13 protein-coding genes are annotated in these 17,405 nt (G+C 40.7%); 7 read left to right on the top strand and 6 right to left on the bottom strand.

The features are described from left to right. Nucleotides 1-230: 230 nt before the first annotated feature. The 6 genes from D0817_RS14885 (at nt 231) to D0817_RS14860 (ending at nt 10,982) form a co-directional block, all read left to right on the top strand. Nucleotides 231-1,253: an LLM class flavin-dependent oxidoreductase gene (locus tag D0817_RS14885; protein WP_127339176.1), complete on the top strand. Its 1,023-nt coding sequence runs from the start codon at nt 231-233 to the stop codon at nt 1,251-1,253. Nucleotides 1,254-1,638: 385 nt separating this feature from the next. Next, entirely contained in the window at nt 1,639-3,987 is a 2,349-nt protein-coding gene (locus tag D0817_RS14880; protein WP_127339175.1) for a beta strand repeat-containing protein, read from the top strand. 153 nt (nt 3,988-4,140) lie between these two features. After that, a complete protein-coding gene (locus D0817_RS14875) occupies nt 4,141-9,045 on the top strand; it encodes a DUF8693 domain-containing protein (RefSeq protein ID WP_127339174.1) in 4,905 nt (1,634 codons plus the stop codon). Nucleotides 9,046-9,125: 80 nt separating this feature from the next. Beyond that, nucleotides 9,126-9,344 (top strand): hypothetical protein, encoded by a 219-nt coding sequence (locus D0817_RS14870; protein ID WP_127339173.1) that lies wholly within the window; start codon nt 9,126-9,128, stop codon nt 9,342-9,344. A gap of 120 nt (nt 9,345-9,464) precedes the next feature. Next, complete coding sequence (locus D0817_RS14865; RefSeq protein ID WP_127339172.1) at nt 9,465-9,836, top strand: histidine kinase; 372 nt, start codon at nt 9,465-9,467, stop codon at nt 9,834-9,836. A 351-nt stretch (nt 9,837-10,187) separates the two neighbouring features. After that, entirely contained in the window at nt 10,188-10,982 is a 795-nt protein-coding gene (locus D0817_RS14860; protein WP_127339171.1) for a polysaccharide lyase, read from the top strand. Nucleotides 10,983-11,061: 79 nt separating this feature from the next. Here D0817_RS14860 and arsB read toward each other — a convergent pair whose 3' ends face one another. Genes arsB through D0817_RS14835 form a run of 5 tightly spaced genes read right to left on the bottom strand, consistent with a single transcriptional unit; the run spans nt 11,062 to nt 14,130 of the window. Further along, nucleotides 11,062-12,138: an ACR3 family arsenite efflux transporter gene (arsB, locus tag D0817_RS14855; RefSeq protein WP_127339170.1), complete on the bottom strand. Its 1,077-nt coding sequence runs from the start codon at nt 12,136-12,138 to the stop codon at nt 11,062-11,064. A 2-nt stretch (nt 12,139-12,140) separates the two neighbouring features. Continuing rightward, nucleotides 12,141-12,755 (bottom strand): arsenate-mycothiol transferase ArsC, encoded by a 615-nt coding sequence (locus D0817_RS14850; protein ID WP_127339169.1) that lies wholly within the window; start codon nt 12,753-12,755, stop codon nt 12,141-12,143. Between the two features lie 27 nt (nt 12,756-12,782). Beyond that, nucleotides 12,783-13,256 carry a DUF6428 family protein gene (locus tag D0817_RS14845; protein WP_127339168.1) on the bottom strand — a complete coding sequence of 158 codons (474 nt, stop codon included), beginning with the start codon at nt 13,254-13,256 and terminating at the stop codon, nt 12,783-12,785. Nucleotides 13,257-13,301: 45 nt separating this feature from the next. Then, nucleotides 13,302-13,787, bottom strand: coding sequence for a GNAT family N-acetyltransferase (locus tag D0817_RS14840; protein ID WP_127339167.1), 486 nt, complete (start codon nt 13,785-13,787; stop codon nt 13,302-13,304). Between the two features lie 10 nt (nt 13,788-13,797). Continuing rightward, nucleotides 13,798-14,130 (bottom strand): ArsR/SmtB family transcription factor, encoded by a 333-nt coding sequence (locus tag D0817_RS14835; RefSeq protein WP_127339166.1) that lies wholly within the window; start codon nt 14,128-14,130, stop codon nt 13,798-13,800. 283 nt (nt 14,131-14,413) lie between these two features. Here D0817_RS14835 and D0817_RS14830 point away from each other — a divergent pair, with 283 nt between their 5' ends. Continuing rightward, nucleotides 14,414-15,112 (top strand): DUF1826 domain-containing protein, encoded by a 699-nt coding sequence (locus D0817_RS14830; protein WP_127339165.1) that lies wholly within the window; start codon nt 14,414-14,416, stop codon nt 15,110-15,112. Nucleotides 15,113-15,314: 202 nt separating this feature from the next. Here the strand turns inward: D0817_RS14830 and D0817_RS14825 are convergent, their stop codons facing one another. Further along, nucleotides 15,315-17,336, bottom strand: a complete 2,022-nt coding sequence (locus D0817_RS14825; RefSeq protein WP_127339164.1) for an OmpA family protein — start codon at nt 17,334-17,336, stop codon at nt 15,315-15,317. Between the last annotated feature and the right edge of the window lie 69 nt (nt 17,337-17,405).

The following is a 17,405-nucleotide window of genomic DNA, read 5'->3' as shown; positions in this document are numbered from 1 at the left end:
GAGCATTAAAAGTACCTTTCCCGTCTGTATTCTTAATGCACATAATTCTCTTGGAACTGTTGTCTTTTATATCGGTTTTCTTCTTCCGAAAAATATTATGATAAGGTCAGGAATTCCAGGCACCAGCAATCAATTTGATTAGTAGGCCAATACACTTTCTAAACAAATGTTGTAAACACACTCAATAATGATGCGTATATTTGGAATTGTAAATAATAACATTAGGATCTATGAAGAATATAGGATTTTTATCTTTTGGACACTGGGCCGATCATCCTTCGTATAAAGCCCGTACGGCAAGCGATACACTGCTTCAGTCTATCGATCTGGCCGTTGCTGCAGAGGAAATTGGTCTGGATGGGGCGTATTTCAGGGTACATCATTTTGCACGGCAGCTGGCATCGCCTTTTCCTTTACTTTCGGCCATCGGCGCTAAGACGAGTAAAATAGAAATTGGCACCGGAGTAATTGACATGCGGTACGAGAATCCGCTATATATGGTAGAAGATGCCGGTGCTGCGGACTTAATATCGGAAGGACGTTTACAATTAGGAATCAGCAGAGGATCGCCGGAACAGGTCGTGGACGGCTGGCGCTCTTTTGGTTATGAGCCTGCAGAGGGTGAAACCGATGCTGATATGGGACGAAAAAAAGCCCTGGAATTTTTGAAAAGGCTGGATGGCGAGGGATTTGCAGAGCCGAATCCGTTTCCTATGTTTCCTAATCCGCCGGGCTTATTGCGTCTGGAACCCTATTCCGAAGGATTAAGGGAAAGGATCTGGTGGGGCGCTGCTTCTAATGCTACGGCTGTCTGGGCGGCCGAAAACGGAATGAACCTGCAAAGTTCGACCCTGAAGTATGACGAAAATGGCAAACCTTTCCATATCCAGCAGGCCGAACAGATCCGGTTATACAAGGAAGCCTGGAAAAAAGCAGGACACCAGCGCGAACCACGGGTTTCCGTAAGCCGTTCTATTTTTGCACTGGTCAACGATCAGGACCGGTATTACTTTGGCGATCAGGGCAAAGGCTCCGATAGTTTTGGTAATATTGAAAGTGATAAACGCGCCATTTTCGGAAAGAGTTATGCTGCTGAGCCGGATAAACTCATTGCTGAGCTGGCTCAGGATGAAGCGATTCAGGAAGCCGATACACTCTTGCTGACCATACCCAATACATTAGGCGTTGAATACAATATACATGTACTATCGTCTATATTAAAACATGTTGCCCCGGAATTGGGCTGGCGTTAAAATAGTATAAAAACAAAAGCAGGCAAAGCCCCTTATTTTTTTAGTAAGGGGCTTTTTGTATTCCACATTAATATCTACTTATCTGTTTTATTTTACGATTTAAGAATAAACTTATAAACAATGTAGTAAGACCTATTGATAAAATGATACATTTGACTGGTTAAAAGCATATTGTGTATTTTCTTGTAAGATATGGTATCTAAAAGATAAGACTTGCACCCAGGCTTAAATTCCCTCCCCAATTATCATGAAAAATCTAATGCTTCTTTTGAATAAAGGAAAAGCAATTAGTACCTTTTTGAAAGATAAGCTACCTATTTCTACTTCTGTATTTTTATTTGTTTTTCTTTTTAGTTTTTTTTCAGTGAAAGCGATACCCGAAAAAATGGATTGTAAAGAAAGTAATCTTGCTTTATCATCCGTAACGGTTGGCACCGGTGGAAACTACGCGACTTTAAAAGCTGCGTTTGATGCCATAAATTCAGGCATTGTCACAGGTTTTATTACCATTGCAGTCATAAGCAGCACAAACGAGACTGCTACAGCCTCCTTAAATGGAAGCGGTACAGGTTTGGCCAGCTACAGTTCAGTCTTACTTTTTGCTACCGGCAGCGGTTATTCTGTTAGTGGGAATATAGACAATCCTTTAGTAACGCTTAATGGAGCCGACAATGTAACTATAGACGGGCGGGTAAATGCCACCGGTACTACAAGCGACCTTATTTTTATAAATACCAGTACAGGTATATCGGCTTCTACATTAAGATTCATCAACTCATCAGAAAATAATACCGTTAGATATACTACGCTTAAAGCATCCGGATTAAGTGCTGCAACTGGTATCGTTTACTTTGTATCTTCTGCATCTGGAAACGGAAATGACAATAATATAATTGAATATTGCAATTTGACCTGTGCAGGAATAAACCGTCCTATGAATGCCATTCTGAGCTATGGAACGGCAGGTCGTGAGAACAGTGGCAATATCATTCGCTTTAATGCGCTTTATAATTTTTTCAATGATAGCAACAGTGCTAACGGGATCAACATTTCGGGTAATAGTACCGATTGGAAGATTGTGAGTAACAGTTTCTACGATACGGCTTCTTTGGTCTGTACCGGAAATAATATTTACAGTGTAATCCGGATTTCTACAGCAAGTATTCATACCGTGACTGGCAATTTTATCGGAGGGAGCGGTCCGCTATGTACCGGAACTCCGTGGACTATGAATTCGGGTTTTGCAACTTTTTTCTGTGGTGTGTACTTTACAGGAAATACAGCAGCATCGAGTTTAATTGAAAACAACACAATCCAGAATTTTATAATCAGCAGTACCAATGCCAATCCCTGGGATGGAATTTATTTATCTGCCGGGAATGCCACGCTTCTTGGTAATACGATTGGTTCAGCAACTGGTACGAACTCTATTGTGGTTACTACTCCAAATGCTTCGGCGACAGCGACTATTTCAGGCGGTATCGTTACTGCTCTGACTCTTGTAGGCGGGGGGAGCGGCTTTACAGCAACACCTTTAATTACTTTTACCCCTTCGGGAAGCACGACGACAGCAACAGCAACAGCCACTATTTCCGGAGGTATTGTTACGGGGTTTACTATTACAAATGGAGGATCGGGTTATACCAGTATTCCAAGTGTTAATGTGAATGGCTCGGGTTATTCTACGACACATGGTATACGTTATCTTAATAGTGGTGAAGTTACCATGGAGAACAATACTATCGGATCTATTACTACCAATGGAAATGCGGGATATTCGCATTGCTTTGAAGGAATTGTGATTAGTGGTGTAGCATCTTCTGTTATCAATATCAACAATAATCTTATTGGGAGTCTTTCTACAGCCAACAGTATTAAGACAAGTTCTCCCGCCACGGTCTCCTTATTTAAGCAGGACCTAAGAGGAATCTATGTGAATTCCGCCGTAAATCTGGTTACTATTACGGGAAATACTATTGCAAATCTGACTAGTGCCTACAATGGTACTTCTGTTATCAAAGTCGATGGAATCTGTACGGGAGGAGCGTCAAATAGCATCCGTAATAATACGGTACGGGATTTAACAAGTTCTGCAAATTCCACCCTTAGGGGCATACAGCAAACTGTAGTGCTCTCGGGTACCAGCCAATCAGTGGCAGGTAATACCATATACAACCTTCGAAATACGCATCCCACTGCAGCAGTCATTGTTATTGGTATTGATTATTCAGGACCAAATTCAGGTACGAACTCCGTCACGGGGAATTTTATTCATGATCTTTTTGTTTCGTCTTCGAATATTCTTTCAGAGATAGATGGGATACTTTTGGGTAATGGCGTAACCACTACAGATAATAATATTATAAATATTGGTACCGGGGTTACGGGTGGCTATAAGATTTATGGAATCAATGACAATAGCAGTAATAATGCGACCTACAACAACAATATTTACTTTAATACGGTTTATGTGGCTGGTGCCGTAAGTTCAGGAACTACTTCTTCAACAGCCGCGTTATGGAATTTAAACAATACGGTTATACGTAATTACAGGAACAATATTCTGATGAATGTCCGAACAGGTGGAGCGACGGGAAAACATTATGCTGTCCGTATTGCCGGAATCAGCGGATTAACCATTGACTATAATGATTATGTGGTTAACGGAAATGCATTTTTAGGATTTTTATCTTCCGATAAAAGTACTTTGGCTTTATGGAAAGCAGCTGCCTAACAAGATGCTTTAAGTTTAAATATAAATCCTCTTTTTGCTGTAGCAGGAAGTAACATTCCTCTTAATTATTACACTTCAGCGGCTCTGCCTGCCATAACAGGAACGGGGATTACAGTAGATTATACAGGTCTGGCAAGGAGTACAATACCAAAAATGGGAGCTTTGGAAATTACGGCTTATGTCTGGTCGGGCGCTACCAGCACTGATTTTTCAGTTGGCAGCAACTGGCAGGGAGGACTTGTTCCTCCAAACGGATCGGACATCTCTTTTGCTGCTTCTCCCTTTAACGACTGCGTTTTGGATCAGAACAGATCGTTAAGGAATATTACCAACGCGCAGGGAACTTATAAACTGCTCCTGAATGGTCATGAGCTTACGCTGCAGGGCAGTCTTATTTTTTCTAATAATGCGAAAATAGACGCTACGGCTGCAGGTTCCATACTTACATTTGCAGGAACTGTGGCACAAAATATTCCTTCGGGTGCTTTGCTTTCTAATATTATGGACGGTTTTACGGTCAATAATCCTGAAGGTGTAACGCTTAATGATAATATTACAGTTCTTCATCCTTTAAATCTTGCTAGTGGTAACTTAATTATAGGTGCACATACACTGACACTTAACGGAACAATTTCGACAGGATCAGGTTCTCTGGCCGGAGGTCTTAGCAGCAACATTAGTATTGGCGGCAATGGAATCGGAAGCCTGCCTGCTGTAATGCTGAATAACCTTACTCTTAACCGTTCAACAGGTATTAATTTGTCAGGTTCAGTTTCAGTAGCAGGTACTTTGTCATTAGTATCGGGAACGCTTTTGGTTGGCTCTAATACGGTAACGCTGTCTGGCAATTCACCCCTGCGCACAAGCGGTACTATTGATGTTTCTGCTACAGATGCAGGCCTGATATTTACAAACAATGCTGCGATTACAGTGCCGGCAGGATTTTTTACGAATGCTGTTAACAATTTTACTATCAATGGTGCAGGAGGGATAACCTCTGCCGGCGATTTTTCGATCAATGGAATTCTAAATTTACAAAGTACGAATCCTTCAGCAACAAAAGGAACGCTTGATATGTGGAATGGTACAATCCCTTTGACACTAAATATGGGACCTAACGCCATAAATGATGGAATAGGGGATACCACTGGAATTATAAAACGCACTTCTATTGCTTTTGGGGTCAATTATTCATTTGGAAGCAAGTTTACCAAAGTCTATTTTGCCAATGTTGGGACACTACCCAGCGAGGTGAGTGTAAAGGTAAATATCGGAAGTACACCTGCATGGCGTGCAGGGGCCATCAACCGGGAAATTGAAGTGATTCAGACCGGTGCAGTGGGAACGAGTGCAACTGTGTCTTATCATTATCTGGAAAGTGAATTAAACGGTAATAACGAGGGACGACTTGTGTTGTGGGCCAAAATCGCCAATATCGAATATGGTGCCTCCGCTTTTGATACTAATGATAACTGGGTTTCTTTATCGAATGTAAATATTGCTTTTTTTTCAAGTTCTTTTGATGGCGTTAAGAACATTACACTCGATGAATACAGTACAAATAATACACTCATCTGGAACGGATCAGTTTCAACTTCATGGACAACAGTACAGAACTGGACGCCTAATGTTGGGCCCTCCATAACCAAAAATATCATTATTCCTGATGCTGCAACCACGACTTTTGATCCTGTTTTACCATTATTAACAGAAGTTAACACACTAACCATGGAAAGTGGCAGTATACTGAATGCTGTTGCTGCAGCACAGGCCACCATAGGAGGAACAGCTGCATGGATTAATCGCGGAGGAACGTTTAATCCCGATACCAGTACTATTATTTTTGCAAACAGTTCGGCTACTATTTCCGGAATAACTGATTTTTATAACCTCACTATAAATAGTGGTAAACTCTTGTCGATGACAGATGGCTGTACGATTAGGATCGCTGGCTCTATCACTAATAATGGAAGTTGGAGCGCCATTGTTTTAGGCACCACAACGGTGGAATACAATGGCGCATCGCAGAACGTATTAAATCCCAACGGGAGCACGGCAGGCTATTCAAATTTAATTCTTAGCGGAAGCGGGATCAAGACAATGCCTTCAGCATTACAAACTATTCTGGGAAATTTTAGCCTTTTTGGCAGTTCAGTTACAACTGCCGCAGCTGCTTTAACAATAGGTGAAAACCTGATTATCGGTGAAGGAACGACTTTGAATACTGGCAATTTCAACCACAGCCTTGGGGGTGATTTTGACAACAATGGTAGTTTTGTTGCTGCTTCCGGACATAGTATTATTTTTAATGGAGTTTCTCCACAATCTATTTTGGGTACTTCAACAACGGGATTTGAACAGCTTAACATTAATAATGGTATTGGCGTTTTGATGTATAGCCCTGTAAATATTGCCAATTTACTTACCCTGAACTCAGGTACTTTAAATGTGGGGGAAAGTACTCTTGGAATTTCCGGAACGATTACTAAAATCTCCGGAAATATCGAAGTAAGTCCACTTTCTTCGCTGAATTTTGGAGGAAGTGGTGTCCTTACGCTGGCTTCTGATTTATTCAGTTCAGATCCCTCTTTGAACAATTTAACGATTAACCGTTCAGGAGGGGTTGTTCTGGGACAGGAAACTACAGTGGGTGGTGTCTTAAACCTTTTAACAGGAACACTGAATATTGCAGCATTAAATCTTACTATCAATACACTTTCAGTCACGGCCCCCAATGTTACAAAAATGATAATAGCAGACGGCGGTGGAGAGATCAGAAAGATTTTGACCGAAAATGTTCCTTTTACCTATCCGGTGGGAGACGCAAGTGGGACCGCTGAATATTCTCCCGTAACAGTAACACTGAACGATGATAATAGTACCAGTACCTATTTTGGCATTAAGCTGGCCAATGCCAAACATCCTGATAATGCCAGTACTTCAAATTATTTGAACAGATACTGGACCTTAAGCCAATCAGGAGGAAGCTCGCATCTGGCCACCCTGAACTCCATTTATACAAATGCCGATGTTACAGGAACGGAGTCCGCTATTTCGGGAGCTACATTAAGTGGTGTTTTTAATCAGATGAATAATCCGTGGACTAAATACAATGTCATATCTGCAAATACCGCTATGGTAAACAATGCTCTGTTAATGCCCGGACAGTCGACAGTGCTAACAGGAATAACAGGCGTCAATCCTACTGTTAGCATAACAGGAACAGGAACTACTTGCAGCGGATCAAATGTTCCTTTAAATACAGTGGTTACTGGTGATTCCGGCTTTGTTTACAACTGGACACCTGCTCTTTTTTTAAGCAGTACAAGTATTGCGAATCCAATTGCAGTAAACATTACAACCCCTGTAACCTATACCGTTACAGTAAAAGATGGAAACGGTATTAGTGCCAATGCCGCAGGAACAGTAAATATAGGCAATGCGACAACCTGGAATGGGACCTGGAGCAACGGGGCACCTACCAGTACAACGGCTGTAATTATTTCGGGGAATTATACGCCGGCATCTTCGTTTGAGTGTTGTTCTTTAACGATTAACAATAATGCCGTAGTTGTGATTCCATCAGCGGTTAATGTAACTTTAAATGGAATCCTTACTGTAGTTTCAGGAAGCAGTTTTACGATGCAGAACAATGCTAATCTGATACAAAACAGCAATCAGGCTAATTCCGGAAACATAACTGTTATTCGCGATTCTGCACCAATTATACGTTTGGATCACACCTTATGGAGCAGCCCGGTAACGGGTACGCAGACCTTGCAGCAGTTTTCACCTGCCACGCTTTCCAACCGATTTTATGTCTATACTATTTTAAATAATACGTATACGGCAACTCCGGCTACGGGTAATTTTCCATTAGCAAAAACAATTGCTGTGCGGGCACCTAATAACTGGCCGACAACACAAACGGCATGGCCGGGAAGTTTTACGGGTATCCCGAACAACGGAGATATCACAACACAACTGGAAATGACCGGAGCAGCCTATAACGGACTTGGGAACCCTTATCCGTCTGCAATCAACGGAACGGCCCTGGTAAATGCCAACAGTACGATGATCACAGGCACGCTGTATTTTTATGCTCATACTTTGTCCATAAATGCAGCTACGGGACTTTTTCCTCCGGGAACGAACTATGCAGTCTGGAATCCCGGTATGGGAGGGACACCTGCTACGGCGGGCGGAGGTGGAACAGGGGGGAGTCCGATTACTCCAAATGGAATTATACAAACCGGTCAGGGATTTTTGGTAAAGGCTACTGCTCAGGGAAATATGGTTTTTACCAACAGCATGAGAACAGTAAACAATGCCAATCAATTTTTCAAGGGCAGTGCATTAAATTCCAATACGGCAGAACCTGATATTGAAAGACATCGTATCTGGCTGAGCCTTGGTGGGGCAAGCGGTGCTTTAAACACTATACTGGTAGGATACGCGGCAGGTGCTACAAGCGGCATTGACTACGGATATGACGGCTTAAAATTTGGAGGTACCGGCAGTGAATTATATTCTGTAATTGCAGATAATTCTTACAGCATACAAGGACGGGGACTTCCTTTTGCAGCAGAAGATAAGTTTTCATTAGGTTTTAAAGCAGAAGAATCAGGCACCTTTACTATTTCCACCTATAAAGCAGATGGCTTATTTACCGGAGATCAGGATATATTGATCAAAGATAATCTGACCGCCACCACGACCAGTATTAAAAGGGCACCCTATCATTTTACAAGTGATAGGGGAACGTTTGACACACGTTTTGAATTGGTCTATACAAAAAGCACTTTAGGTATTGATTCTCAGGCAGCATTTGAAAATAACATACTATTTTATACCAAAAACAGCCTTTTGTTTGTTCAAAGCAGTCACGTAATAAGTACCGTGCGCATATTTGATATTCTCGGAAGGCTCCTTTTTGAAAATAAAAATGTAAATAATACCCACTTCGAGCATGATAAATCGAGATTAACCGGTCAGGTTGTTCTTGTGCAGGCTATTGACAGCGAAAATAATAAAGTTGTCAAAAAAATAATCTTCTAAAACACCCCCTAAGGTCTTACAGAAAAGATCCGGATTAAATCTTGGTGCCAAAATGTTTTGGCACTAATAACCCCTGCTATATGAAAAAGATAATCCATGTCATTTTACTGTTTTTTGTCTGCGCCGTTGCATTTTCCCAGAGCGGTCCCCCACCTCCTGATTTTGAAGATCCTAACGACCCTAATCCGACCGATAAGCCATCGGTTCCTATTGATACGCATATCGTTTTACTTTGCGGAGCGGCATTATTTTTTGGTTTGTATGTGATATATAAAAAGAAGCACAAGAGCCTGAATTGATATCCTTTAGTGCTTTTAAAGCAATTACAGATGAGTCAGCTATAATAGTGGTGTTTAAGCGGTATTCTTCTAATCTAATTAATTTAAAACGTTGCATTTAATCTTATTTAAAATCATATTATGGATCAGAATGTCCTATTAGCGAAACTAAAAATTGCCGAACAACAGCTTATTTTTTATCAGGAAGAATTGGAGGGATGCGCCAGAAGGTTAAAAATTGCTACCATAAATCTGAAGATTCGGGAAACAGAAGAAAAGGTGAATAAGCAGGAATTTAATAGCAATTTAGATCAGATGATGTTTTCGGTTTCCCATAAGCTTAGAAAGTCGGTCGCCAATATTTTAGGCCTTTCAGAAATGTTAAATGAAGATTTAAATCTTGGAAATAATGAGGTGAGAGAAATTTTACTCCTGATTATTCAATCTGCTGAATCGCTAAATTTTTCGACAAAGGAGTTGTCGGATTTTATTTGTTTAAATAAAAGAAACTAATACATAAATTTCTACAACCCTAGCTATCAGGGCTTATTTCTCTTTTCATTACTTTCCGGTACCAAAGTCAGCAATCTCTATGCTGATTTGTGCTTATCTACATGTTGTATGTTTTTTTAGTTATTTTTTGACAATTCATTTTTATAATTAGAAAAATATACAAATACCATACATGTAATATTTTTTTGTACCTAAAAACGTACTTTTTTACTCCCCATGCCAATTCTTATTGATCAACTTTACAGTATCAATTATTTACTGCGTAACGTATTCTGTTTCAGTATTAAATAATGTGATAACTATCTATTATTTACTAACCGTCAAATTATTATTAACCTTAATTTATTACAAATGAAAAAAAACTTAAGAGTAACAAGTTTGCTATTTATGATAGCGCTAGTTTTTAATTCCTGTGAAAAGGAACAAGATTTAAATGTGCCGCAGGCCGTTAGCAAAGAAGTGTCACAAGGCACTAACAGCGACGTACAGGAAAGTGCCAAAAAAGAGGTCTCTGCCAGTGCTGCGTTGGCAGGTGGTGGCGCCGGAGCCAGAACGATTACCTTGCAGACCAATACATTAACGTGTCCCGGTGGCTTATGTACCTCGTATGGTGTCTGGTCACAGGGTGTTTATACCGTTTGGTTTCAGATGAAGTTTAACTCCGGATTTTATTGGAGCAGAGGCGGTAAATGCGGATACGGTATCCTAATCGGCGATCAGAATACCGGCGGCGACCCGGGATGGGATGGGAATGGAGGAAGTGCCAGATTTATGTGGTATTGTCCAAACGGATCAAACACTGCCAAAGGAAGCGGGGCTTATCTGCAGCCTTATGTCTATTATAAAGATCAGCCCGGACAATATGGTAACGATTTTGGTAAAAAGTACTACATACAGGAAGGAGTGACCTACAACTGTCAGATATCGGTTAAGCTGAATACGGGGTCAAGCACCAACGGATATGTCAAATATTACGTAAATGGTACAGAGATACTGAATCAAACCATTCGTTGGGTCACTAACGATGCTAAGCGAAATGTCAATGCGGTAAGTCTGCATACCTTCCGAGGCGGCAGCCAAAATTACTGGACCGCTCCGGTAACAAGTTCGATTTATTATGCCAGTGCTTCCTGGGATGCGCAATAGTTAGTTTAGAACAGCATACACAGCCTGTTAGCGTCAAAGCTAACAGGTTTTTTTTACCTGATAATTTTTCTCGAAAAGGCTAGTGATGAACGGGATCTTTATAGTATTTCTTTCTAAACCAGAAAGCGACATTAACGAGTGAGATAAGAGCCGGAACTTCTACCAAAGGCCCTATGACTCCCGCAAAAGCCTGACCACTGTTTATGCCAAACACCCCGATTGCTACTGCAATGGCCAGCTCAAAATTGTTTCCGGTGGCGGTGAACGCTATCGCAGTTGCTTTGGAATAGTCTGCTCCAAAGTATTTTCCAACGAAAAAACTGATGATAAACATTAAGATAAAGTAAATCACAAGCGGAACGGCAATACGCACAACATCCATAGGAATCCGGACAATCAGTGCTCCCTTCAGGCTGAACATTATGATAATTGTAAATAGTAATGATATAAGTGTAATCGGGGAGATAAAGGGCACATATTTAGCTTCAAACCAGTCAGCGCCTTTTAGTGCAATAAGGCTGTAACGGCTTATAATTCCGAGAGCAAAAGGAATACCCAAATAGATTCCCACACTCCCGGCAATCTGAGCAATACTGATGTTCACTTCAAAACCATCATATCCGAAATAGGGTGGAAGAATACTTATGAAAACATAGGCATATACGCTGTAAAGCAAAACCTGAAAAATACTATTAAGGGCAATAAGACCTGCTGCATATTCGCGGTTTCCATCTGCCAGGTCATTCCAGACCACTACCATAGCGATGCAGCGGGCCAAACCAATCAAAATCACGCCGATCATGTATTCAGGGTATCCGTTTAAAAATAGTAAGGCCAAAGAGAACATTAAAACGGGGCCGACTATCCAGTTTAAGAACAGCGAAGCACCTAAAATTTTAGTATTTCTAAACACCTGTCCCATTTGTTCGTATTTCACTTTTGCCAGGGGCGGATACATCATAAGAATAAGTCCTGCAGCCAACGGAATATTGGTAGTTCCACTCGAAAAGGAGTTGATAAAATCTCCGCTGGAAGGCATAAAATAACCTATTGCTACGCCCACAGCCATAGCCAGAAAAATCCAGAGTGTTAACAATCGGTCAAGGAAACTTAACTTTTTACGTCCAACGACGGGTGCGCAGTTATTTGCTGACATTTTTATTGTTTGATTTGTGAGAATATATAAAACATTTCGGTTCCAATCTGAAGACTGCGCTCCCTGTATATTTGTTTTTGCTGTGGCGTACCGTCAGAAATTTTTGGGTCTTCAAAGGTAACCGGGATTCTTTTTTCGGCACCTGCTATAAACGGACAGCCGCCGTCGGCCTGTGAACAGGTCATTATTGCGGCAAATTCGCTTTCGGGGTTAAAATCATCATCATAAGTTTTAGAAAAACCAATAACAGCAGGTTCATTCGATGAAAACTTAATGGAGTAAACCGGATTTCTGCCCTCTGAAAGAGTTTTAACCTTAAATCCTGAATCCTGTAAAGTTTCAGCGATTGTTGGGAACAAGGCAGTAGCTTCGGTTCCTCCTGAATAGCAGGATACGTTTTTTATACCATAGTACGCAGCAGCAGTCTGTGCCCAAACCTGCGACAAGTGGCTTCTCCTGGAATTGTGTGTGCAGATTAAATTAAGTCTGATATGTTTTTTATTGTCTGCTTTGTTTTGGATATAATCGATCAGGGGCTGCAGAACACCTTTTCGCTCTTCCGAAATGTGTTGGAAGTCAAACGAGCTAACGGTGTGATCAATTTCGGGATATAACATAGTGTGGTAGAGTGTAACGTTTATTAATTAACAGCATCCGCCGCCTGGTGTACAGGAATTGGCAGTATCGGTATTTAATTGTGATAATTTTACCTTCGGTTTATCTGATGGAATTCCGCATTGTTCCTGGGCTAAGCAGGCGGTCTTTTTATTGCGTAAAACAAAATTTTTACCGTTAAAATCCAGGTCATATTTGCCAATAGTAGTGTCCTGGTACTCTACTTCAATTTCGTGATCTTCAATACCCAATACTTTCTCTGAAAGTTCAATAATATGAATCAGCTTCTGGGGTTTAAGCCGGTGTTCGTAATCATTGGCATCCCAAAGCTGGAAGTTTACAACAGTTTCTTTTCGTACTGTTCCCCCGCAATCAATGAAGTTTTTCGTAATCAAACCCACTTCGGTTACGTGAAAATATTCCGGAACAAAATTGCCGTTTGGCAGTTCGAAATTTACAGCTTCTGCATTTTTTAGTATTTCTTTGATTTCTGAAAGTTTCATAATTTTTTATATTTAGTTCAACTATATTTTATTTTATACTGAAAATTACAGGATACGTGTGCTTCTTCTTTCCAGAAGTGCAGTGTCTCTCCAGATTCCGTTTTGTTTTCCAATCTTTTCCCTTATTCCGAGTATTCTGAATCCAGCTTTTTCATGGATCCGGATACTTGCTTTATTTTCCGGAAAGATTCCGGCCTGAAGTGTCCAGATGCCCTCTGTTTCACTTTGATTGATAAGTTCATTTAAAAGTGTAAGGCCGATTCCTTTTCCGGACTGTTCCGGATCAACATACACACTCACTTCTGCAACTCCGGCATAAACACAGCGTGAAGAAACAGGGGTAAGAGCTGCCCAGCCCATTACACTACCATCATTTTCCATCACAATTCTGCAGGATTGAAGATGTGAATTGTCCCAGTCGGTCCAGGACGGAGCGCTGGTTTGAAAAGTGGCATTGCCGGTCTCTATCCCTTTTTCGTAAATTGATTTTACCTGCGGCCAGTCTTCCGCTGAAAGTTTTCTGATTTCCATAATTCTTAGATTAACAGCATTCGTTTCGCTTTTTAGCAAGATGATTTGAGATGTGTTCAAAGAAACCTTTTATCTTTTCCAGTCCGGGTTCATTGATGCAGTAACAGATAGCATTTCCTTCGATGTTGCCTTTGATTAATCCGGCATTTTTTAATTCTTTCAGATGCTGTGAAACCGTTGGCTGCGAAAGAGGAAGTTCGTTTACAATATCGCCGCAGATGCACGCATCTACTTTCAGTAAATATTCCATAATAGCAATACGCGCCGGATGCCCTAACGCTTTGGCCAATACCGCCAGCTCATTCTGGCTGTCTGTAAAGTGATCTGTTTTTGTTGCTCCCATTGTTGTTATTTCTATATTGCAATATTACGATATAGTTTTGATTAAACGGGTGGAAATATTGTCTTTTTTTGATACTAAGTCAAATAGCAGGATGCGTGACCTAGATTCCATGGCAAAGAAACTACTGTCGAACTTTGGAAAATCGTAAAATACTTTACATTATCATCATAAGGTGGGATTCTGGCAGGAAAGAGCAGCCTCCAAAAGTTTATGGCATAAAAATGGCGCAACTGAGGACTATTACATAATTTTGCAATGCAGTAACCAGTTTTAATACTACACGATGAGCAATACATTTTCTGACAGCAGCCAAATTGGAATGGTAGCTACTTTTCCGGAACTGGTACATACCGATTTCGCAGGAGAAATGAATGCACTATGCTGGTACAGAAATCCTGAGGGCGATTTTAACGAGATTGTAACCCAATTATCTTTAAAAGAAAATATAACGGAAGTTGACCGGGAAGATATACTGGCACTTAATTTATCCGAAAAGGGAAATAAAGCGAGGGAATTCATTTTAAATGATTTACAAGTACTAGCAGATTTTGGCGCTTCGCCTTCTCTTAATTTGCTGAAGTGTTATGATCGTGATGATGAATTTGATTTCATATCGACCGATGTGTATTCGTTTCATGTGGATCGTTCACCCGTTGCCACAGATACTTTTTTATGTACCTACCACGGAGCCGCGAGTGATATTATTCCGAATTCGCAGGCAGAGCAGAAAATCCTGATTCCGGAAATCCGGACAAAGTTACAGGAACTGTATGATGGACCATCGGAAGGATTCGACGACTTTTTGAAGGAGAATTATTTTGATTTGCATTATCAGTTAAATGAAGATGCGGAGCCTGTTAATTTAGGGGTAGGAAATCTTTGGCGGCTGGCCGTAGATCATCCGAAACAACAAGTGCTGCCTTGTATTCACAGAGCACCAGTAGAAAATGAGGGGGAATATCGATTGTTGTTGATTTGTTGAGGAAATTGCCGGGGCAAAGCACTATCGGAAAGCCTTTTCAATCAGTATAAAATTTGTAATAAATTCAGAGCTCCAACACTATAAATACAGCATAATAAAAAAAACTCCAAAGTCAGATGACCCCGGAGTTTTTTGTTATTGCTTTCGTTTACTATTTAAAAGCCGATCTTTGTCTTTTTAATCCAAAAGGAAGAGGTATGACTTATATTTTTGAAGCCGGGATAATGTCAATGATCACCGTACGGTTGTAAAAACGTTCTTCCGGAAGTTTATTTTCAAAAGCAGACATACTTTCGTCTTCTCCAAAACCATGTACTTCGAATTTTACATCTTTTCTGCCGGAATTTGACAATGCCCTTTCGATAATGCTTTTCACTTCATTGGCTCGGTCTAAAGATAAATTCACATTATAAGACTCCTCACCAATGATATCCGTGTGGCCATGAATGATGGCAACAGCGTTTTTAGGGATTTTAGGCGTAACAACCTCGGTCAGGTATTTCTCACACATCGCAATTGCTTTCGATTTATTAAATTCAAAAAGAATGCTGTATCTGAGGCCTTCGTCTGTTTTAGAGGGTGTCCAAAGCACCATATGATTGGTTGTCACTTGTTCTTCAATACCTCCGTTTTTAGTTTTCCCGATCAATTTTACTTTATAATCACCTTCAGAACGGGTTCCCATAATGCTTTTACCCGGAATGCTTACTTTTTCTTTCGTGTAGGGACCAAACGCTTTTACTTTTCCGTCCGGATCTGTAGTTTCCAAAGACCATGACGAATACGCCTTATCTGCACCGGCCGCGTCAATAGTAATATAACTGTCAATAGGTGCTTCCTGAACAGTAACAAGCTCTAATGGCTTTAAGGGTGCATCTGGACCAACCTGAAATTCCATCAGTAATTCAGGTGAATTACTTTCGATAGAAACCCTGCGGTCGCCTTCGCGAAGCAGCACCAGTTCTTTTGTTGCTCCGGGCTGTTCAGATGGGATAGAAGGTTTTATTTGCCCTTTTGTCGTTATCCTGGATGCGTTTATTTCAAATACAGCAACCAGATACGTCTTGATAGATTCGGCCATTGCCGTACCATCTTCTGTACCTTTTTCCGAAGAACCCACAAGTTTTACATTTGCGCCAGGATTTTTTACCATTCGGTTACCAAGAATATTAATCACGTTATAATAAACCGCCATTTGTCTGGCAGAACGTCCTGAAGGATTTACACTGGCTGTAAGTCCAATCTGATCTTCATTGAAGTCTTTTACCTCCTCTTTTTTTAATAATTTGTAGCGATCCGGTATTTTATTCGATTCAAGATCGAAAAAAACATAATTTCGTAAAGGGAATACCTCTCTCACATTACGTTCTCCCGGAATATTTTTAGGGGCATTTACAGAAAACTGTACTTTGGATACTGCTGTTGCAGGAGTTTCCATTGCACTTCCCTGTCCGAACTTAAGCGCCATACCCACTCTTAAAGTGGTGACACTCCAGGTCTCTGTGGAGCGGGGGTGTTGTCCAAAATAAGGCTGAAAATTCACAAAGGGAGATAAAATAAATTGCGATTTATGATTTTGTGAAGACAACGGAATATCATAACCTGCACCAACCTGCATCGAAACAATCGTTTTTTGCACGGCATCAAAATCACCTCTTACATCAGCCGGGCGTTCCTGTTCGGGATAAGCAGGATTTGTTCCCTGCGAATATTTAAAGGACTGATCTAAATTGAAAGCCAGACGCGGCCCTCCATACAAATAGAAGTTAGATTTAAAAGGCGCAAAACGAATGCTTGGCTCGATCGTAATATAACTTAAACCCGTTGATAAATCTGCAGGGCAGTTGCAAGGCGTCACTTTTTGATCGAAAGACCCTTTTCTACTGTCATAACCGGCCTGAAACATGAATCCAAGCATGGTATCGGCTTTGTAAAATTCAACCAGGGGAGCCAGATAAAGTCCGGCACCTTCGCCATTATGAAAAGTAACCGGAGGGGTCAGATTCGAATTCAGCTGATGTGTTGAACCACGGTAAAAATTAAAGTTGGTCGCACCTGCAACACCAAAGTACCACGAAGGTTTTGTATAATACGTTTCCTGTGCCTGAAGCGTTGTGTGAGCACTTAAAGAGAACAATGTCAAAAGTAAAAACCGGTTTAAAAGTGTTTTACCTGACATTTTATTGCTGTATCTATTTGATTTAAAAATAATGTTAGTTTTCATTTGCGTTTATTTAGGCATTGTTTTTATTGAAAAAAAAATCCCGTCCGAAGACGGGATACTATTTAGTAC

Source organism: Flavobacterium cupreum (assembly GCF_003996965.1).
Taxonomy (GTDB): domain Bacteria; phylum Bacteroidota; class Bacteroidia; order Flavobacteriales; family Flavobacteriaceae; genus Flavobacterium; species Flavobacterium cupreum.
This window is presented reverse-complemented; position numbering and strand designations above follow the sequence as displayed.

Coding starts and splice junctions, on each gene's coding strand:
- D0817_RS14880 (WP_127339175.1), top strand. CDS start 1,639: ATGGATTGTAAAGAAAGTAATCTTGCTTTATCATCCGTAACGGTTGGC.
- D0817_RS14830 (WP_127339165.1), top strand. CDS start 14,414: ATGAGCAATACATTTTCTGACAGCAGCCAAATTGGAATGGTAGCTACT.
- D0817_RS14885 (WP_127339176.1), top strand. CDS start 231: ATGAAGAATATAGGATTTTTATCTTTTGGACACTGGGCCGATCATCCT.
- D0817_RS14840 (WP_127339167.1), bottom strand. CDS start 13,787: ATGGAAATCAGAAAACTTTCAGCGGAAGACTGGCCGCAGGTAAAATCA.
- D0817_RS14860 (WP_127339171.1), top strand. CDS start 10,188: ATGAAAAAAAACTTAAGAGTAACAAGTTTGCTATTTATGATAGCGCTA.
- D0817_RS14835 (WP_127339166.1), bottom strand. CDS start 14,130: ATGGGAGCAACAAAAACAGATCACTTTACAGACAGCCAGAATGAGCTG.
- arsB (WP_127339170.1), bottom strand. CDS start 12,138: ATGTCAGCAAATAACTGCGCACCCGTCGTTGGACGTAAAAAGTTAAGT.
- D0817_RS14845 (WP_127339168.1), bottom strand. CDS start 13,256: ATGAAACTTTCAGAAATCAAAGAAATACTAAAAAATGCAGAAGCTGTA.
- D0817_RS14875 (WP_127339174.1), top strand. CDS start 4,141: ATGGGAGCTTTGGAAATTACGGCTTATGTCTGGTCGGGCGCTACCAGC.
- D0817_RS14850 (WP_127339169.1), bottom strand. CDS start 12,755: ATGTTATATCCCGAAATTGATCACACCGTTAGCTCGTTTGACTTCCAA.
- D0817_RS14825 (WP_127339164.1), bottom strand. CDS start 17,336: ATGAAAACTAACATTATTTTTAAATCAAATAGATACAGCAATAAAATG.
- D0817_RS14865 (WP_127339172.1), top strand. CDS start 9,465: ATGGATCAGAATGTCCTATTAGCGAAACTAAAAATTGCCGAACAACAG.
- D0817_RS14870 (WP_127339173.1), top strand. CDS start 9,126: ATGAAAAAGATAATCCATGTCATTTTACTGTTTTTTGTCTGCGCCGTT.